General features: G+C 50.3%; 13 protein-coding genes. 6 read left to right on the top strand and 7 right to left on the bottom strand.

Going from position 1 to position 19,157, the window contains the following annotated elements:
* The 3 genes from IDAT_RS09985 to acs all read right to left on the bottom strand — a co-directional run.
* The coding region (locus IDAT_RS09985) for a S8 family serine peptidase (RefSeq protein WP_034733321.1) at positions 1 to 3,559 on the bottom strand (3,559 nt) is incomplete at its 3' end.
* A gap of 202 nt (positions 3,560 to 3,761) precedes the next feature.
* Complete coding sequence (locus IDAT_RS09990; protein WP_034733322.1) at positions 3,762 to 4,409, bottom strand: LuxR C-terminal-related transcriptional regulator; 648 nt, start codon at positions 4,407 to 4,409, stop codon at positions 3,762 to 3,764.
* 36 nt (positions 4,410 to 4,445) lie between these two features.
* Positions 4,446 to 6,392 (bottom strand): acetate--CoA ligase, encoded by a 1,947-nt coding sequence (gene acs / locus IDAT_RS09995; protein WP_034733323.1) that lies wholly within the window; start codon positions 6,390 to 6,392, stop codon positions 4,446 to 4,448.
* Positions 6,393 to 6,718: 326 nt separating this feature from the next.
* Here acs and IDAT_RS10000 point away from each other — a divergent pair, with 326 nt between their 5' ends.
* Complete coding sequence (locus tag IDAT_RS10000; protein WP_425277397.1) at positions 6,719 to 7,876, top strand: DcaP family trimeric outer membrane transporter; 1,158 nt, start codon at positions 6,719 to 6,721, stop codon at positions 7,874 to 7,876.
* An 86-nt stretch (positions 7,877 to 7,962) separates the two neighbouring features.
* Here IDAT_RS10000 and IDAT_RS13020 read toward each other — a convergent pair whose 3' ends face one another.
* On the bottom strand, positions 7,963 to 10,701 hold the full coding sequence (locus IDAT_RS13020) for a putative bifunctional diguanylate cyclase/phosphodiesterase (protein ID WP_051986701.1): 2,739 nt from the start codon (positions 10,699 to 10,701) through the stop codon (positions 7,963 to 7,965).
* Between the two features lie 86 nt (positions 10,702 to 10,787).
* Entirely contained in the window at positions 10,788 to 11,027 is a 240-nt protein-coding gene (locus tag IDAT_RS10010) for a hypothetical protein (RefSeq protein ID WP_034733325.1), read from the bottom strand.
* Positions 11,028 to 11,394: 367 nt separating this feature from the next.
* On the opposite strand from IDAT_RS10010, the gene csrA reads away from it, so the two are divergent.
* Positions 11,395 to 11,577 carry a carbon storage regulator CsrA gene (gene csrA, locus IDAT_RS10015; RefSeq protein ID WP_034733326.1) on the top strand — a complete coding sequence of 61 codons (183 nt, stop codon included), beginning with the start codon at positions 11,395 to 11,397 and terminating at the stop codon, positions 11,575 to 11,577.
* Between the two features lie 25 nt (positions 11,578 to 11,602).
* Here csrA and IDAT_RS10020 read toward each other — a convergent pair whose 3' ends face one another.
* Positions 11,603 to 13,507 carry a nucleoside-diphosphate sugar epimerase/dehydratase gene (locus tag IDAT_RS10020; RefSeq protein ID WP_244441639.1) on the bottom strand — a complete coding sequence of 635 codons (1,905 nt, stop codon included), beginning with the start codon at positions 13,505 to 13,507 and terminating at the stop codon, positions 11,603 to 11,605.
* A gap of 200 nt (positions 13,508 to 13,707) precedes the next feature.
* Between IDAT_RS10020 and IDAT_RS10025 the strand changes: the two genes are divergently transcribed.
* The 3 genes from IDAT_RS10025 to IDAT_RS10035 all read left to right on the top strand — a co-directional run bounded on the left by IDAT_RS10025 (position 13,708) and on the right by IDAT_RS10035 (position 17,184).
* Entirely contained in the window at positions 13,708 to 14,235 is a 528-nt protein-coding gene (locus tag IDAT_RS10025; RefSeq protein ID WP_034733327.1) for a hypothetical protein, read from the top strand.
* Entirely contained in the window at positions 14,235 to 15,650 is a 1,416-nt protein-coding gene (locus IDAT_RS10030; RefSeq protein ID WP_051986702.1) for an MBL fold metallo-hydrolase RNA specificity domain-containing protein, read from the top strand. Before IDAT_RS10025 ends, IDAT_RS10030 begins: the two co-directional genes overlap by 1 nt.
* 172 nt (positions 15,651 to 15,822) lie before the next feature.
* Positions 15,823 to 17,184, top strand: coding sequence for a diguanylate cyclase (locus tag IDAT_RS10035; RefSeq protein ID WP_034733328.1), 1,362 nt, complete (start codon positions 15,823 to 15,825; stop codon positions 17,182 to 17,184).
* A gap of 77 nt (positions 17,185 to 17,261) precedes the next feature.
* Here the strand turns inward: IDAT_RS10035 and IDAT_RS10040 are convergent, their stop codons facing one another.
* Positions 17,262 to 18,119: a DMT family transporter gene (locus IDAT_RS10040; RefSeq protein ID WP_034733329.1), complete on the bottom strand. Its 858-nt coding sequence runs from the start codon at positions 18,117 to 18,119 to the stop codon at positions 17,262 to 17,264.
* 101 nt (positions 18,120 to 18,220) lie between these two features.
* Here IDAT_RS10040 and IDAT_RS10045 point away from each other — a divergent pair, with 101 nt between their 5' ends.
* Positions 18,221 to 19,144 (top strand): LysR substrate-binding domain-containing protein, encoded by a 924-nt coding sequence (locus tag IDAT_RS10045; protein WP_034733330.1) that lies wholly within the window; start codon positions 18,221 to 18,223, stop codon positions 19,142 to 19,144.
* Positions 19,145 to 19,157 lie beyond the last annotated feature (13 nt).

Genomic DNA, 19,157 nt, shown 5'->3' on the forward strand with positions numbered 1-19,157 from the left:
CAGTACCCAATGAGGTCTTCTGACCACCCTCGTCTACACCTTCGTAAGTGAAGGTATCGACGCCGTCAAAACCAGCATTCGGGGTGTACACCAGATTGTTATTTTCGAGTACGTCAACGCTACCGTTGCTTGGCTGATCGACCACCTGCACGGTAATCGCACCGTTAACCACGACCTCACGTGGTAAGAACGCGGTATAGGTTTCAGAACCTACAGCAACATTCGCCACGGTTAGCAGATCTTGATTCGCCGCGACTAACTCGTCCGCAAGGGTAATAGTTACCGCTTGGTCATCACTGGTTTGCACCACGCGATCCGGTGCTTGTGCGATAAATTCAACTTCCATTTCTGCATCAATGGTCAGTACCGCCTGCTCGCCATAGGCAAGGATTGGGCGCAACAACTGGCCAACCGATGGATAGGTGCCCGAACCGTCATAAAAACGTTCAATACCAATGACCTGACGACCATCGTTAATCGCTTCGGCACCAATGGTTAAGTCCGAAATCGCGGTGGTTGGAATATCGATGTAGTTGAAGTACACCTCATCTGTACCAATTTTGAACCACACCGAGAAGGTGAAACTCGGTCCGGTCGCATTGTTGTAGAGACGCACGTCGTCGTATTCAACCACCAGGTAGTCAGTACTACCAACCGTAAGCGCGGCGTAATTGATTTGCCCACCACCAACATTTGGCCCCATTTCTAAGTCACTCCAGAACGGTGCCCAGAAGGCGTTCGAACCGGCTTCGTTAGGAATATCAAGGTTCGTTGCACTGGTAGTTAAAGCAGCAGTGTTGCTACCGGCGCCGATAATACCGTTGGCGGATATCGCCAAGCTATCATAGGTTTGCCCCGCAAGCGTGACACTACCGACAGCAGAGATGTCGAGGTTAAAGACATCATCGTCACAGCCATCCGCACAAGCACTTGCCGGCGCTTCAGCCAGCAAGTCGCTCAGACGTTGCCCAGCAAACGAGAACGCAGCTGTCGTCATCGTCGTGGTGTTTGGTTCGTCGGCTTGCGTACCGGTCCAGTAAATCTCTTTATCGTTGTTACGCGCACCACGTGACGTCGCCGTTGAGCGCAATTCGTTGAAGCTCAGCGCACTGCGGTTTAGTGTTGCCGCTTCTGGCACCGTCACTTTCACGTCTAATGGATTCGAATTGGTACCTAAACGCACCAAGGTTTGCACGTTGAAAGGCACGCCTGCTTGAATCGGCTCGTTCCCCACTTGCACCACACTGAGAATCGCATCATCGTCGGAATTCTCGACCAGTAACGCGACCGGCATGCGCATGGTTGGATGGCTGCTGGCACTGGTGTTGAACAACACTTCGCCGAAGTTCCAACCGGTGCTGGTGAAACGTGTATCAAACTCAAAATCAATCGAGCGTGACGCACCTGGTGCTAAGGTGAAGGTCGTAACGTCTGCCTCTGCCCGCATGTTGGGATCGTCGAAGTTATAGGCGACAGTGAAGCTGACCGAGCTGTTGCCGGTATTGGTCACAATACGGCTGAAGCTACAATTGATAGCACAGGCGTTGCTGGCGAATGAAGGTTTATCAACCACCACAAAAGTGTCCGCGGCTTTTTCGACGTTTAAACGACCGGCACCGCGATCAAAAGGTGATGCAGGCGTCACTTGATCGGTATCACGTACACCGCTGTCAGTTGAGGTCATCAAAATCGACTTCAATTGATCGGCATTGAGGTTGCCACGGCCATCGAGCAACAATGCTGCAGCACCGGCTACATGTGGCGACGCCATTGAGGTTCCCGACAGAGTACCTAAGGCGTTATCTGGGAAGGCGGCGAAAATCGCACTACCTGGCGCCACAATGTCAGGCTTTAAGAAGGTGGAGTCGCCGTTCGGGCCACGTGAACTAAAACCAGACATCGCATCTTCAGCGTCTGTATCGACTGAAATTTGGGTCGGGCTGATGGTCGCGGTAGAACTTGCTGTCCAGTTGCTGGTTGCAGCTTGACCAGCCGTTTGCGTAATCATCACCGATGGTAAGGTCGCCGACGGCATACTCATGGTGATGGTGCCGCTCTCGTTGTTGTACACGATCATGGCACGCGCACCAGCGGCTTGCACGTTGGCAGCTTTTTCTTCAAAGGTACAGTTACCGCGTGACACAAGCACAATTCGATTGGTGAAAGTACCTGCTGGAATTGCCGAGCAAGCCTCTACATCGCCCGCAGTACTAGCGAGTGCTAAATTGCCACTAATGGGGCTGGTAATCGCGAAATTGCCTGCGCCCGGCGTGTAACTGACCGTGCCGACACCCGAAATTTGTGCGCTCGCTGAAAAAGTGCGACCGTGTTGACTACTTGCTACCGTCAAACCGTCTTCAATACAGCCTGGGCAACCGACTGTACGATCACCCGGACCATCGTTACCTGCGGCGGTGACCGTTAGTACACCTGCCGCCCGCGCATTGGCAAATGCTGTCGCATAAGGACTCTGAGTTGGCAGGCCACCTGGACCACCACCCCACGAGTTGTTGATCACGTCAGCACCATCGGCAACCGCATCTTCCAAAGCTGGAATAAGCTGCGATGAACTACCACTGCCTTGGCCGTCAGGGCGACTGAAGAGCGCTTTGTACACCATTACATGCGCGCCTGGCGCAACACCTACGACGTTGACTGCGGCGCCGTTAAGGTTACCCGTAACTGGGTTACCTGCGGCGGTACCCGCTACGTGCGTACCGTGACCGTTATGGTCGCGCGGGTCCATGGTTTCATCAGGATGCGCTTCGAAACCAGATGCTGGTTCGTACCAACGTGCGACAATCAATTTGTCGTTACAGAAGCTCGGTTGCACCGTGTCGCAGTAATCTGGCTTGGCTGGACGGGCGACCGCTGGGTGCCCATTGTCGGCGAACGCTGGGTGATCGAAATCAATACCACCATCGATAATCGCCACGCGAATGTTACGCCCAGCTTGTGCCTGACCGCCAAGTTGCGACCACACCGCAGGGGCATTAATCAAATCCATCGAGGTTGGCGTGCTGGCATAGTACACCTCGTCAGGGTAGACGCGCTTCACGCCCTCGACCTGTGACAGTGCTGCCAACAACTCGTCTTGATTTTCCACTTCACCTGGGACTTCAACCACCATACCGTTGAAGGTAAGCGTCATATGGTGTTTCACAGAAAGGTTGCTGACCCGAGCTTGCAAACCGCGCAGCACTTCATTCTGCTCGCCGAGCAAAAATTGCTGATACGATTGCACCGCTTTCGAGCTTAAATCAATTTTATCGCCTTTACCGGCTGTTGCAGTTGCTGCGAATTCAGCAATACCGCCTTTGTAAACGGCCGCAGCTGGTTCATCGAGTTCCACGATAAAACGTGTGACATCGAATTTGCGTACCATTTGCAACTCAGACTTCGCACGTTTTTCAACCTGCGCTGGTGTCGGGACTTGCTCCATTTGCGGCAACGGAATTCGCTGGACTTGCTGTGCGACTACCGCTGACACTGTCAGCGATGAGGCAACGGCAAGTGCAAGGGCCGCCGGCCGCATCACTCGGGTTACATCTTTCATCATCTACCTTCCTGTTACTTATCGTTATTCGTTATTCGTTATTCGTTATTCGTTAGAGCGAGGATGCGACATGCACCCCTAACGATTAACGATTAACGAATCACGCTTTTTATACGTATAGAAACTCTACCACGGGATGAAAAGATCAGGTACAGAAGAAGTGCAAAGAATGTTACAAAAATTTACAAGTTAGAAAAGGCGGAATTTAACTGACTGGTGCTTCGAGTTGTAAACGCTCAGCAAGCAACACAGCTTGAGTGCGGCTGTAAACACCTAACTTGCGAAAAATAGCCGTGATATGAGCTTTAACAGTGGCTTCTGTAATATTGAGTTGATAAGCAATTTGCTTGTTGAGCAAACCTTCATGTAACAAATACAGCACACGGTATTGTTGTGGTGTTAAATCCGCAATTTTGCGGGCGAGCTCTTGGTCTTCGGCGCTGACTTCATCGAGGCGGTCACGCAACGCTTCAGGAACCCAAGTGTCGCCCTGTAAAATGACATCGATGGCTTCGGCAATTTGCGCTGAGGGCAAGGATTTCGGAATAAAGCCTAAGGCGCCAAAACCGATACATTTGGCGACCACTGCAGCATCTTCAGATCCAGAGATAACGGCGATGGGTAGCAAAGGATAGTCCTCACGAATCCGAATAAGCCCATAAAAATCGCCGCTACCTGGCATGTGCAGGTCAAGCAGCAATAGATCGAGGTCGTCGTCTTCGTTGAGAGCGGCTAAAGTGGCATCAAGATCACCGGCTTCGCGTAATTCGAGATCGGCATAATGATTCGCGAGGGCGCCTTGCAGCGCCTCGCGAAACAGTGGGTGATCATCAGCAATCAAAAATTTAGCCATTAAAACCCAAATGCGTTGGTCGTTTATCGTTATTGGTTAATCGCGATTCAAGCGATTGTCGATAAGCGAATCTACCACAGTTGGATCGGCAAGCGTAGAGGTATCACCAAGGTTTTCAAACTCATTGGCGGCAATCTTACGCAGAATGCGGCGCATGATTTTGCCTGAACGCGTCTTCGGTAAGTCCGGCGCCCAATGGATGAAGTCTGGCGTTGCAATCGGGCTGAGTTCTTTACGCACCCAATCACGTACCTCTTTGGTCAGCTCATCGGTCACTTCAGTGCCCGACATTGCGATCAGATATACGTAAATACCTTGACCTTTCAAATCGTGCGGATAACCGACCACCGCCGCTTCAGAAATCGCCGGATGCTCAACCAACACGCTCTCAATTTCCGCGGTACCAAGGCGGTGCCCAGATACGTTTAGTACATCGTCGACGCGACCCGTGATCCAGAAATAGTTGTCTTGGTCACGGCGCGCGCCGTCACCTGAGAAGTACAAGTTTTTATAGGCTGAAAAATAGGTCTGCTCAAAGCGTTCGTGGTCACCCCAAAGGGTGCGCGCTTGGCCGGGCCAAGAATCTTTGATCACCAAGTTGCCATCAACCGCACCTTCAAGTTCATTACCATCAGCATCTACCAGCGCAGGCTGCACCCCAAAGAAGGGTCGCGTCGCTGAGCCTGGCTTTAAGTCGGTTGCACCCGGCAATGGTGTGATCATGATGCCACCAGTCTCGGTTTGCCACCAAGTATCCACAATCGGACAACGGCTATCGCCCATGACCTTGTGGTACCATTCCCACGCCTCTGGGTTGATCGGCTCGCCGACTGAGCCAAGCGTGCGCAGTGACTTGCGGGTGCTCGAATCAGCTGCTGCCGTTCCTTTCGCCATCAGCGCGCGAATCGCCGTAGGTGCGGTATAAAGAATATTCACACCATGTTTGTCGACCACCTCACCGATACGGCCAACTGACGGATACGTCGGCAAACCTTCGAATACTAAAGTCGTCGCACCGTTTGCAAGCGGACCATAAACGATGTAGCTGTGACCGGTGATCCAGCCCACATCGGCTGCACACCAATACACATCATCTTCATGATAATCAAAGACATACTCGTGCGTCATCGACGCCCATACCATGTAGCCGCCAGTCGTATGCAGTACGCCTTTAGGTTTACCAGTTGAACCCGAGGTATAGAGAATAAACAGTGGGTCTTCAGCGTTCATCACTTCCGGCTGACATTCGGTGGCAACGTCTTTAACTAACTGATCCCACCACACATCGCGCGCTTCATCGAACGCCACTTCACCATGGGTCACTTTCGCAACGACCACATGCTCAACCGTGGGGCAACGATTGTCTTTCAGTGCTTCATCAACGTTGGCTTTCAATGCGGTTGTTTTACCGCCGCGACGGCCCTCATCGGCTGTAATCACCACTTTTACATCGCAGTCATTCACTCGGTCGGCGATGGCATTTGGCGAGAAGCCACCAAAAATAACCGTATGCACCGCACCAATGCGCGCGCAGGCGAGCATTGCATAGGCAGCCTCAGGTACCATCGGCATATAAATCGCCACTCGATCGCCCTTCTCGACGCCGAGCTTCTTCAAACCATTCGCAAAACGCGAAACCTCCGCGTGCAACTGCTTGTAACTGATTTCTTCGCTCACCGACGGGTCATCACCTTCCCAAATGATCGCCGTTTTATCACCACGCTCCGCCAAATGACGATCGACGCAGTTGTAGCAAGCATTCAAGGTGCCATCCTCAAACCATTTAATCGCCACATTACCCGGTGCAAAGCTGGTATTTTTGACTTTGCTGTAAGGGCTGAACCAACTGATGCGCTGGCCTTGCTCGCGCCAAAACTCCTCGGGATCTTTGATGCTTTGCTCGTACATGGCCAGATAACGGTCGTTGTCGATGAGCGCGCGGCTTTTTGCCTCGGCCGGTACTTTATATATATTCTGCTGCATAAAACCTCCTGAATCCGTACGCTTCGCTATTCGGTTTTCGTACGTTCGCTTCGCTCTCTGTTCGTTTTTCGAATAGTGCGAAGCACGAACGAACAGCGAAGCGTACGAATCACGAACAACGCTTTTTGTAATGGGTATACCTTCAGTTATTCGGGCGCGGGCGACCATTAGACCATAGTCTAGATTGATTATTTGCCCCATCCATTCGATGCTTTTTCGTGCAACTAAGCTATCCGCTATTTGCTATTTGCTGTTCGAACTGGTTTTTCAAACAGCCAACAGCGAATAGCTAACAGCTATCTCTTACACTAAGGAGCACCGCAATGCTGCAACAACAATTAACTAAATCGCTGATTGCCAGTGCCGTACTGGGCGTTTTCGCCATGGCGCCAGCCCACGCCGCAGACCCAGAATGGGACTTTAGCGGCTACATTAAACTTGATGCCTTCATGTCAGACTATCAAGATGGCAACGCCCCTGCCAGTGGCAACCTCGGGCGCCAGTTCTACATTCCAAGCCTCACCCCCGTCGGCGGTAATGGCGACGATGCCGTGACGGACTTCCATGCACGGCAGTCGCGCTTCTTCTTCGACGTCAGCCAAGAGCTCGACAACGGCGAAAGCATTAAAGCGCGCATTGAACTTGATTTTTTGACCGTCCCGGTTGGCGATGAGCGCATCACTAACTCCTATGCCCCGCGCCTACGCCAAGCCTATTTCACCTATAAAAATTGGTTGGTCGGTCAGGCCTGGTCAAACTTCCAGAACTTGAGCATCCTGCCCGAATCGGTCGACTTTATCGGTGCCACCGATGGCATTATCTTCGCGCGGCAACCACAAGTGCGCTACACCCAAGGCGGCTTCAGTGTTTCGGCGGAAACTCCGGAAACCACGGTAACGCCGTTCGGTGGCGGTGCACGTATCACCTCTAGCGATGGCGTAGTGCCCGATTTGACCGCCAAGTACGTCGGTAAAACCGGTAATGTGTCGTATAGCATCGCCGGTATTGTCCGCCAGCTCGCCTATGACACCAACGGTGATGGCAGCGATGAGACCGCCTCTGGCTACGGTATTTCAGTGGGTGCGAAGTGGCAGTTAGGCAAAAATGACCTGCGCGCATCGTTTCAAACCGGCACCGGTTTGGGCCGCTACTTAGGCTTGAATACCCATAACGGCGCGGTCATCGATGCCAACGGCGATTTAGAAACCATCGATTCATCGGGTGTGACTTTCGCTTATCGTCACGTGTGGAACGAAAAGGCACGCTCGAACTTCGTATACAGCCGCGGCTGGGCCGACAACGATGTGAACTTGCTCGGCAATGCGGTGACGGAATACACCCAGCGCTTAGGCGTGAATTACATGTATTCACCGGCAGCGAATCTGACTTTTGGTGCTGAGCTGTCGCAAGCGACGCGTGAAACAGAAGCGGGTGTTCAAGGTGATATGACACGGCTCCACTTCATGGCCATGTACAGCTTCTAACACCCGTATTTCGTTATTCGTTACTCGTTAGGGAGAGTAAGTTGATAGCTCACCCTCACGAGTAACGAGTAACGGCTAACGATTTTTTAAAGGGTTTCGAATGGGGCGGGGCGGCCGAAGAAGTAACCTTGCATAAAATTACATCCCAAATCCGTCACAAATTGCGCTTGCTCAGCAGTTTCGACACCTTCCGCCAACACCGCAAAATTTAGACTCTGCGCAATCTTAATCACGCTCTCGACCAACACCCGATCACTGCGGTGCTGCTGAATGCCAGCAATAAAGGTGCGATCAATTTTGACCACGTCAATCGGCAAGCGTTTGAGGTGACTCAGACTCGAGAATCCGGTACCGAAATCATCTAACGCAATTGAGATGCCATGCTTGCGCAGGGCTTGCAAACGCTCGATCGCGTAAGACGTGCCCTCAAGCAAGATCGACTCGGTCAGCTCCAGTTCTATCCACGCACCGCGACAACCGGTTTCGGCAAGCGTGTGGATGACGAAGTCGACAAAATTCGCGCGATTAAAATGCAGCGCCGAGACATTGATCGACATCCGTAACGCTGGATTGTGACGCTGTAACTTGACCGCCGCCTCACATGCTTTGCGCAAGACCCACTCGCTGAGCGGCACTATCTGTCCTGTGCTCTCTGCCAACGGAATAAATTGGTCTGGAGGAATAAAACTGCCATCGGCTTGCGGCCAGCGCAGAAGCGCTTCAACTTGCACGGTTTGTTGGTCATTACTACGCACAATCGGCTGAAAATAGAGTTGCAATTGGTTTTGCTCGATGGCTTCTTGCAACTGACTTCGCATCGATGTGTTGGCTAAAGTTTTTAGCGCCATACCTTCGTCGTACTCTAGCACATGGTTATAGCCTTGCTTTTTCGCTAAATGCATCGCCATGTCAGCTCGTTGAATCAGTTCTAATGGCGTGCGTACATCGCGGGTTTGATGCGCCACGCCAATACTCGCGGTTAAATAAACTTTGTGGCTCTCAACATTGTACGGCTGTGCAACTGTAGACATGATGTCGCTTGCCAATGCCAATATGCGATCAGGCAAGATGGTGGCGCCGTGCATCACTAAAATAAACTCGTCACTGGCAAAGCGCGCCAGTTCGCTGCGCCGTGGCTGTTTGGCCTGCAGACGCTCCGCCAATTGGTTGAGAATTTCATCGCCGACATGCAAGCCGAGGCTGTCGTTGATCATGGTAAAGCCATCTAGATCGATAAACATAACCGTAATATCACGACTCTCGGTAAAGTGGCGACCGATATAGTTCTCAATACTGGTGCGGTTCCACAAGCCGGTGAGCGCATCGTGATGGGCCTGATAAAATAATTGCTTACCTTGCACCTCCAGTGAGACGTTGCGCTCGACCGCCAATACCACAAGCAAAACCAAGCCAATGCCACCCACCACAATGAGCATTTGCAGATTCGATGTCTCTTGAAGTTTTTCCAACCGGAATAGGTAAGCTTGGGTCGGTACCCCATCGGCGTAATACAGGTCCATCGTTGACTCGTACAACAGAATCGCGGTATCGGCTATGTAACTTTCGGTTTCCTCAGTCAACCAAAAGCCGCTACGGTCCATCCAGGCATCAGTTTTTACTTCAGTGAAGGTCTCGATGTCGGAATCTGAACGATTCAACAACGCGCTACCCAATAAGACCCGCACATCGAGTACCGCTAACATACTAAATTGCTCTGTCGATGCTGTCGGCGACTGCCCACTAGGTTGGAAGTTTACTGGTACCCGCATCACCACTTTGGCACTCAGGCTCTCAAGTCCGAATAGGGGTACCAATATTTCGTAATTTTCGCGGTTACTTTGCAGGGCTTCTTTTACCACTGGATCGGCGACAATGTCGGTAAAATAAGAAGGTCGCGACGGTTTAACCCGTTCAAATATCACCCCACGCGAAGGTGAAACCAACAATAAGGCTTCTAAGTAATCGATTTGTTGCAGATACGCGTTCACATCGACTTCCATTAGCTCGTTGTGGTGCTCATACGGATATGCCTCCCAACGCTGCCCCAACCGCGTGAAGGTTTCTACCATGATTTCACCAATGGCGATACGCCCCTCGCGCAGCAACTCAACACTGCGTTGTCCTTCTTTCTTTAAGTCTGACATTTGCGTGTGGAACATACCCAGACCAAAAATAATGACACCCAAAATGGCTACGGTGGCGAAGTTCGTCGAGGTGCGTGAGAGTTTCGGTAACGGACGACGGCCGCGGTAATTTGCTGCATAAACGGCAACCCCAGCAAGCATACCAACCACAGCCACCACCAAACTACCCGTGGGGTGTTTCGCCAAAATCGGTGCTTTCAAGAACAGATGGGTGAGCAGCATCACTAAAGATAAAGCCGAGAGCCCCAAAGCATAACTGCCACATAAACGGACAAACTCTTGCTGCCAAGCTTTACGTTTCGGTGCTTCGGCAAAAATCACCATTTGACTGATGACCAACGGCAGAAAGGCGAGATAAATCCAAGCTGGAATCTGTGCGCTAAAGGTATCAAAGTAACTGCCCAAGATACCGTCGATAAGGGCGATGCCGGCCACTCCCGCCAGCCCCGATGCCAGTATTTGATAAGCAGCATGCTCACGCCGGTAACTACGCAACAGAACCGAAGCGCCTAGCGCCCACATGAATACTTGAAACGACGAACTAATGGAGTGATAGAGCAATTGTTGGGTTGGCTCTAATAAGCGGTAGGCAAAAATAAATAGTCCCGCAATAAACAGCGCAGTTGCTGTTACCAATTGCAGTACGGCTCTAGCCTGAATATCTGTATTTATTATTTTCATCGGCCAGCTTTTAGTTAGCTATTGAGTGTCTTATTTTTGCTCATCTAAACACAAAAAAACCGCCTTGAATAGCGGTTTTGTGTGACTTAACGTACGATGAGCGAGAGCCAAAGAACGCGCAAACGACTCATGTGACGGTTCACCTCCCAACAGCGTCCCGAGGTGTCACGTAACACTGCATGCGTAAGTGTCGGATTACGCGAAAATTCACGGCGGATAGCGCGCAACAGAGCGAGAGGCGCTTCGGCGGCATGTTGAGAGTAGCTGGAGATGGCTTCTTCACCACGATAAAGCGCTACCTTTCGGGTTTTCTTTTTGGTTGTCATAATGACCCGTGTCACTTCCCTTTGCTTGAGGTTACATATATTTTACATTGTAAATGTTGCAAAGACTATACAAGTTTGTGTCTTTTTATTACGAGGCTTGTAGGAGGTTTTATCATGCGAGTGCGTATAGCTAAATATGATGAATGACAGATACAAGCGTAAAAGTGACAATACCAGTCACCGTTTGATCGAAACCGCATGGACTCCGAAACCGGCTTCTCTTCTCGTTATTGTGCTAACTCAATGAATTTTTGCTTAATTTTTTTAAATTAAGTGCAGACATAGCGTTCATTTTAGCTATACTCGGCAATTGAAAACTAAAAGTTTCAAAAATGATGGAATAATAAGAATAATTAAGGAGACCGAGATGTTGATTCTAAGTCGAAAGATCGGAGAATCATTGAAGATTGGAGACGAGGTAACGGTGACAATTGCTGATGTCCGTGGTTCGCAAATTCGTCTGCAAATAGAAGCACCGCGTGACGTCGCAGTGCATCGTGAAGAGGTTTATTATCGGATTCAAGCCGAGCAAAACAACGACATTGACTAAGTCGCTTGTGTGTCCAAGAGCTACTTCAGGACTGTAGGCGCGACCAGATCAGGTCGTTGATTTGATTGTCAGATGGCTGATAGCCGGTCGGCGCATTGAGCAGTAGCTGCTGTAGCTCGTCGATGCGAAAGTTTTGACACGCATCATTAAGCTGACTTAATAGCTGCTCTACCTCTGGCCACTCCATTGCCAGTTCATGAGCTTGGCATATACGCGGATGAGTGCACTCGACAACATTATCGCCAATCAGCAGCTCTTCATACAATTTCTCACCTGGGCGCAGTCCAGTATAAACAATCTCAATATCGCCTTGTGGATGTTTATCGCTTTTCACTTCCAATCCGCTGAGGTGGATCATTTTGCGCGCCATATCGACAATTTTGACCGGCTCGCCCATATCCAACACAAATACAGCGCCGGAATTACCCATAGTACCGGCTTGAATCACCAACTGCGCAGCTTCGGGAATGGTCATGAAATAGCGGGTAATTTCGGGGTCTGTCACCGTCACCGGTCCACCCTGCTCAATTTGCTGCTTAAACAATGGTACTACTGAACCAGACGACCCGAGCACGTTACCAAAGCGCACCATACAAAACCGCGTGTTTGAGCTGTTACGCTTGGCGAGGCCTTGAAGTGTCAATTCTGCAAGCCGCTTGGTGGTGCCCATAACATTGGTCGGTCGCACCGCCTTATCGGTCGAGATCAGTACAAACAACTCAACGTTGTTTTCGATCGCAGCTTCTGCTGTGTGCCAAGTGCCAAACACATTATTACGTACACCCTCGACCATATTGTATTCAACTAATGGTACGTGTTTATAAGCTGCGGCGTGGTAGACGGTTTGCACGTTAAACGCTTGCATCACCGCGGCGATACGATTGCGCCGCTGCACGGTACCGATAATAGGATGAATTTCAACTTTCTTAATGCCGTGCCGTTGCATGATTTCATGCAGCTCACGTTCGATACTGTACAATCCAAACTCAGAAATTTCGTAAAGCACCAATGCTTTAGGTTTCTGCAGCACAATTTGTCGACAAAGCTCAGAGCCAATAGAACCGCCAGCCCCCGTTACCAGCACCACTTTATTGCGAATGTGCTGCTGCATCAGTGCCGGATCTGGCTCGACAGGATCGCGTCCAAGCAAATCTTCAATTTTGACGTCTTGTAATTGATCGATGGCCATATCACCATTGACCATATCAGCCATGCCCGGCACAGTAAGAACTTTGACATTAAGAACTTCTAGGCTCTCTAGAATCTTTTTACGCACTGAGCGGGGTGCACTTGGTAGCGCCAGCAAGATCCGCTCAATATTATGCTCTTTGACCGACTGTGCAACCTGCTCCGGATTGATGACAGGAATGCCGAGCAACATTGCTTTTTGCAAGGTATGATCGTCATCAACAAAAACCACTGGAGCGAACTCTTCACCGTTGTTCAGTGCCTGTGCCAACTGTCGACCGGCAGAGCCCGCACCATAGATCATTACTGGCGTTTTCTTGCGACTTACGAGACGATGGTAGAGCTCACGCATGGCAAAACGGCTGCCGCCAATGATGAGGAGCGCGGTCAAGCCATAGTTGACGATGCCAGTGGCCGGGAGGTTGACGTTGAAAGCTTCAGTGAGCGCCCACAAAAAGCCAGTAGAGAGCAATGCCCCCGTGAGCACCATGCCGAAGGCTCGCACCGAGACGTAGCGCACCACCGCGCGATACAAACCCAACTTCACAAAAACTGCGATCGACACAATCACCAGCCACACTAGCACGCCAAACCAACGAGCTAGGTACTCGGGCACCAAAACATCACGGCTGAGGACCATGGCAAGTACAAGAGCGACGGTGATAGCGCCAATATCGGCGACAACACTCACTGCCCGCTTTGCAGCGCGCGGCAACTGCAACAGAGTGGTAATTATTTTCACGAGTCTTTACATCCTAGTAACAGACTTATAGTGGATACTTATCAATTTTTTATAACGGCAGTATAGCGTTGACGAATGCTGCAAACAAGCCGCGATTGGGCTTGTTTGTGAGCGGTTTTATCGTTAAAGCGCTTGTCTGCAATTCATGGTGATGATACCTTTTTATAACTTTTGTTGGAATTACGAATACACAGGAAGCTATGCGCATCGCTCTGTTCGTCGGAGTATTGTTAGGTTTTTTGATTGCTGCTTGGAGTGACAACTATGCGGCATGGACCTTCGCGTGGCTCGCCTGCGCATCCAGTCTTGGCTTTGGCCTGATCCGCAAACATCTGGATACCGCGCTATTAATCACAAGTCTTTTGTTAATTATGTGTGGCTTCGGTGCTTTTTACATTGGTATCGTTACTATGACAGATATCAGTATCATGGGGCGCTCAGTGAATATGTTCGCGCCAATTGTGCTGATCTTTTTTGCAACACTTTTACTTTGTATGGGTATGGTTGAGCAAGGCAGTCGAAGTGCGGTTGAGGCTGTTGAGGGCGTTGAGGCTGTTGTGACTGTTGAGGCTGTTGAGGCTGTTGAGGCTGTTGTGAATGCAGTTGATAATGATGCGGTGGTATCGGCTGTTCGAGTAGTTTCAACTGCTTCGACGGTGGCGGCTGCTTCGACGGTGCCGGCTGAAACCTCGGCAAACCCGGCTCCAGTTTCACGGAGTTGGGCTTAATGAAGACCTCGGTTGATGCTCGGCAGCTCGGTCAACGACCGCCACAGGTGATTCACCATGGTGCTTTTGCAGGCGTTACTGGTTCTTGCCATGAGTTGTTTTTGCGCCCAGACGATTCTGTGCTGATTGATTGTGGCATGTTTCAGGGGGCGGAGGCAGAAGCTGATGGAGCTACTGGTCGTGAAATTGAATTTGACCTTTCCCATGTACGTGCCTTGATTGTCACCCACGCCCATATTGATCATGTCGGCCGCATTCCGTATCTGTTGATGGCCGGTTTTCATGGCCCTATTTACTGCACCGAAGCTACTGCACTGTTGCTTCCTATCGTTATCGAGGATGCGCTCAAGCTCGGGCTCACGCGCGATCCAGAATTGATTGCTGGAGTTCTCGGCGCATTGCGCCGCATGCTGCGGCCCGTGGCTTATGATGCCTGGGTGACTGGCGATGGCTTGGCGGGTTCGGCGGGTTCGGCGGGTTCGGCGGGGGATGTTCGCATGCGGTTTCGCCAAGCCGGGCATATTCTTGGCTCAGCTTATGTAGAATTTGCTTGGCCTGACGAGTATCGTGTCGTTTTTTCCGGCGACATCGGCTGCCGCAACACCCCACTTTTACCCGACCCCGAACCGCTGGAATACGCCGATATGCTCTTTCTTGAAAGCACCTACGGTGACCGTTTACATGAATCGCGAGTGGACCGCGCTGAGCGTTTGCGCAAGGTGGTGGAGCGTTGTGTGAGCGACGGCGGCGCAGTTTTGATACCAGCTTTTAGTATTGGTCGTACGCAAGAATTACTCTATGAAATTGAACAGTTAATAACCTCGAATGATGGCATTTGGCCCAAAATCACCGTCATTTTAGATTCGCCTATGGCAAGCGAATTCACCGCACTTTATGCCGAATTAACACACCTTTGGGACGCCGACGCCCTCGCACGTTTAAGCAGCGGACACAATCCGCTGAATTTTGACCGCTTGCACGTCGTACGTACCCACGTTGAACACGAACACATCGTCAACTTCCTGCGCACCAGCGGCGAACCCTGTATCGTCATCGCCGCCAGCGGCATGTGCACCGGCGGTCGCATGCAGAACTACTTACGCGCCCTATTACCAGACCCACGCACCGATGTCGTGTTTGTCGGCTATCAGGCCGATGGCACCCCCGGGCGCGCCATTCAACAATATGGCCCCACTGGCGGCTATGTCGAATTCGGTGACGAACGCATCCACATCAACGCCCAAATTCATACCTTAGGCGGCTACTCCGCCCATGCCGACCAAGCCGAACTCATCGACTTCGTTCGCAGCGCATCGCGCATCGGTGAAATCCGCCTCATCCACGGCGAATTAACCGCCCGCACCGCCCTCGCCCAACAACTCCAAGCCCACGGCTACCGCTGCCCCACCCCCTAGAAAGGGCAGCCCACTTTGCTGCCTCTCTCCCGAAGAAAGGGCAGCCCCCCTCTGGTCCGAGCTGTTAGAAGCAGACCTCTGCCCTATTCGTTGGGCATTCATTGAAGATTAGCGGGTTGCAGACTGTTTCTTATGTAGCTAAAGTATCTGAAAGATTACCTCGGAATCCTCCATGCAGATGCGCCTGTCCAAACGCTGGAAATTGCTTATCCTAGTCATAAGTGCCCTTTATTTAGCGAGTGCTTACTGGGGTATTGAACAAGTCCATCGATTGTACTTGCAGGAGGTGCGGTCTGAGCAACGCGACGAAATGGAAGGTCGAGTTTCATTACTGCGTTCTAATCTGCAATCATTGATTTATCGCGAAACCTATATAGCCGACAGCTTAGCAACTCTCGTGTCGCTCGACCCAGAAGGTACACTCGCAACTTGGCCGGCAGTCGCAGAGAGATTACTACAAAAGTCTGTTATCGCTCGAAATGTTGGGGTTGCGCCGAATGATATTATTCAGTACGTCCATCCACTGGCGGGAAATCAAGCGTCACTTGGTTTCGACTTTCGTACTTCGCCAGAACAATATGCAACTGTCCAGCAGGCACGAATCAGCCAAGATGTCTATGTAACCGACCCCGTAGACCTGATTCAAGGCGGCCGCGGGATCATCGCACGCTTCCCTATTTTTCTTGATGCTCCGAAAAATCAAGATTACTGGGGCACTGTTAGCGTGGTTATGGATGTTGCTAAGATCCGTCCATTACTTAATTTAGAACGACTTGCAGACACCGAGCTCGCATTGCGCCGACAACTTGAAGACGGCACGACAAACGCAGTCTTCTTCGGTGATATCTCTACTTTTGCTGAAGCAGACATGATACTGCCCATACAAATTCCGAATGGTACTTGGCAGATGGCGGCAACATTCTCGAACAAGATGAACACCAAGGAGCAGGTTTTAAGCTTCGGTATTCGGGTTGTCTTGTGGGCCTTGATCGTGCTGATTTACGTTACTGTAGCGGCCCTCCTCCGAGCCTCAACACTTGCACGAAAGAACGCTCGTCAAGACGAGTTAACCGGGCTAGCCAATCGACGAGCGCTCATGGAGCGGCTCAATAAGATGATGACTGATAAACCTCGTCGTCACTTTTCATTAATTAACCTCGATTTAAACGGTTTTAAAGCCATCAATGACACCTATGGACACGGCGTGGGTGACGCTTATTTATCTCATTTTGCCAATCTACTTCGTAAAAATGTGCGCAGTACAGATTTGCCCGTGCGGGCTGGAGGTGATGAGTTCTTGATTATTCTCGACCGAGTTACTGAATTGGAACAGCTTAAGAAACGCGTTGTGGCTTTGCGGCAGATTTTGGAGGGCAGCCCTTTTCATTGGCGTGATCACGTTATACCTATATCGGTAAGCATTGGTTTTGCTCGCTTTATTGGCCAATCCCTAAGCATTGAAGATCTGTTACGTGAAGCCGATCATGAAATGTACACCAACAAGCGCGAACAACGCGCAGCCCGCGCCGAGTAAGCTCTAAATCTCGAGAAAGGGCAGCCCCCCCTGCCTGCACCGCTCCGACCGAGGAAGGGCTGCCCACTTTGGAGGTTTTATGCTGCTGAATCAGCAGGTTGGCGCTGCATAGATGTGAGGATGATAAGCGGTACCACTATCAGTGCGGCGCCAATATAGAAACGTAGCTCGGGTTGCTCCGCAAAGAAAATCATTCCGACCACGACAGCACCCACTAAACCGGTATATTCCGCACTAGAAACAACGTTACTCTGGGCTGCTCGGTAAGCGAATACACAGGTCGCCGCATAAATCAAAACAAAAATACTCGAACCAAACGCAAGCGCCGCCATATTCCAATTCCAAGCTCCTCCCTCAATTAAAGTACCGATAATTCCAGCAGGAACTCCCAGAATAGTAGTTAAATAAAGTGTTTCCATAACGCCATGCTCGGCTGGTAACTTTTTAATAAGGAGGTTATTTACAGCCAGCGCTAAAGCCACACCTAGTGCAGCCAATACGAAGCCGTTCACTTCGCTTGGGTTTACAATAACGATGACACCAACTAACCCTAAAATCGAAGTAAGAATTGCAAACCAACTTGCTCGCTCACCGAAAAATAAAACCGCAAGAAATACCGTAATTAACGGTGCGGCATAGAAAATCGCATTTGCTGTAGCAAGCGGTAAAGTCGTCAGCGAAAGCACCATGAATAAAGAGCTTAGAAACCAAACATGTGCCCGCACGAAATGCCATTTTATTTGGCGTGGCCGAAGTGACTTTTTCATAAGCATTAGCAGCGGTACCAGTACCAACAACGCGCTTATTTGTCGCATAAACGCAAACTGAAATGGCGTTTCATAACCATCCAGAAGTTTGATGAGCGAATCAGATAAAATGGCGACGTTATTGCCGAGAACCAACATGAACACTGCTTGAATTAATGAACGATCCATAACGCCTCCTTATTCGCTATCGATTGATAAGCCGGAGTTTACGCGTGATTCTTTATTATATAAAATGACATATATTCTGCTTAATATGAGTTTTACTAATAATGACAATTCCCTTTCGGTCCATTCACTACTTTTCTGAAGTTGCACGCTTAGGCAGTTTTTCAAAAGCCGCCGAACGCCTGTTTGTCACTCAAAGCGCAGTCAGTCATCAAGTAAAAATTCTTGAAGAATATTTAGGCCATGAACTTTTCGTTCGGCGCGGCCGACAATTACTTTTATCCGCCGTAGGACGAAGTTATTACGATAAAATAAACTCTCCAATTGAGACGATTCAGTTGGCAACACGCGGAATAAAAAGTGGCACCGACGGACGCTTGCGATTAGCTCTGTTTGGATCATTAGCAGTGAAGTGGCTCATTCCCGCAATCGACGAGTTTCGTCAGCGCTTTCCAAACGTCGATTTATCCCTTCAAATACTCACTCAAGATGGTGAATTTGATACAGCGAAAGCCGATTGTTTTATTACGACCAAACCACCTAAAACGGGTTTCGTTATCTGGCATTTATATGATGAAACACTACGTCCTTATTGCGCTCCCGCGCTTTGGTCTGAGTTGCGAGATCTCGAAGATCAAACGCAAATCGCTAATTATCCTTTGCTCTCTGCGGCATCTACATTTGCGTCACAAGAGCCCGGGAAAGATTGGCAAGTGTGGTTTGAAACATTTGGCTCGAAAATTCCGGCTCACACCAAAATTCATCACTTTAGTCATTTGTTGTTGGCATCCGAAGCTGCCAAGTATGGACAGGGTATCGCTTTGTTAAATGAATTCATGACTACCGCTAGAGAACGAGAAAGCGAGCTATTTGAATTACCTTTTAACAGCATTAAAACGGACGATAGCTTTTACTTTATCTACCCCGAAGCTTATGCGCGAAATCCATCGCACGAGGCATTAACAGATTGGCTGATAAGCCTATGTAAGGGGCATCGCGCGCCGATTGAGCCGACCTACGATGATTGAATTACAAAGTCTT

This window comes from Pseudidiomarina atlantica (assembly GCF_000753735.1).
GTDB lineage: Bacteria > Pseudomonadota > Gammaproteobacteria > Enterobacterales > Alteromonadaceae > Pseudidiomarina > Pseudidiomarina atlantica.

Excerpts from the sequence above, each read along its gene's own strand:
- csrA (WP_034733326.1), top strand. The coding sequence starts at position 11,395 with ATGTTGATTCTAAGTCGAAAGATCGGAGAATCATTGAAGATTGGAGAC.
- IDAT_RS10040 (WP_034733329.1), bottom strand. The coding sequence starts at position 18,119 with ATGGATCGTTCATTAATTCAAGCAGTGTTCATGTTGGTTCTCGGCAAT.
- IDAT_RS13020 (WP_051986701.1), bottom strand. The coding sequence starts at position 10,701 with ATGAAAATAATAAATACAGATATTCAGGCTAGAGCCGTACTGCAATTG.
- IDAT_RS09990 (WP_034733322.1), bottom strand. The coding sequence starts at position 4,409 with ATGGCTAAATTTTTGATTGCTGATGATCACCCACTGTTTCGCGAGGCG.
- IDAT_RS10045 (WP_034733330.1), top strand. The coding sequence starts at position 18,221 with ATGACAATTCCCTTTCGGTCCATTCACTACTTTTCTGAAGTTGCACGC.
- IDAT_RS10035 (WP_034733328.1), top strand. The coding sequence starts at position 15,823 with ATGCAGATGCGCCTGTCCAAACGCTGGAAATTGCTTATCCTAGTCATA.
- IDAT_RS10025 (WP_034733327.1), top strand. The coding sequence starts at position 13,708 with ATGCGCATCGCTCTGTTCGTCGGAGTATTGTTAGGTTTTTTGATTGCT.
- IDAT_RS10010 (WP_034733325.1), bottom strand. The coding sequence starts at position 11,027 with ATGACAACCAAAAAGAAAACCCGAAAGGTAGCGCTTTATCGTGGTGAA.
- IDAT_RS10030 (WP_051986702.1), top strand. The coding sequence starts at position 14,235 with ATGAAGACCTCGGTTGATGCTCGGCAGCTCGGTCAACGACCGCCACAG.
- acs (WP_034733323.1), bottom strand. The coding sequence starts at position 6,392 with ATGCAGCAGAATATATATAAAGTACCGGCCGAGGCAAAAAGCCGCGCG.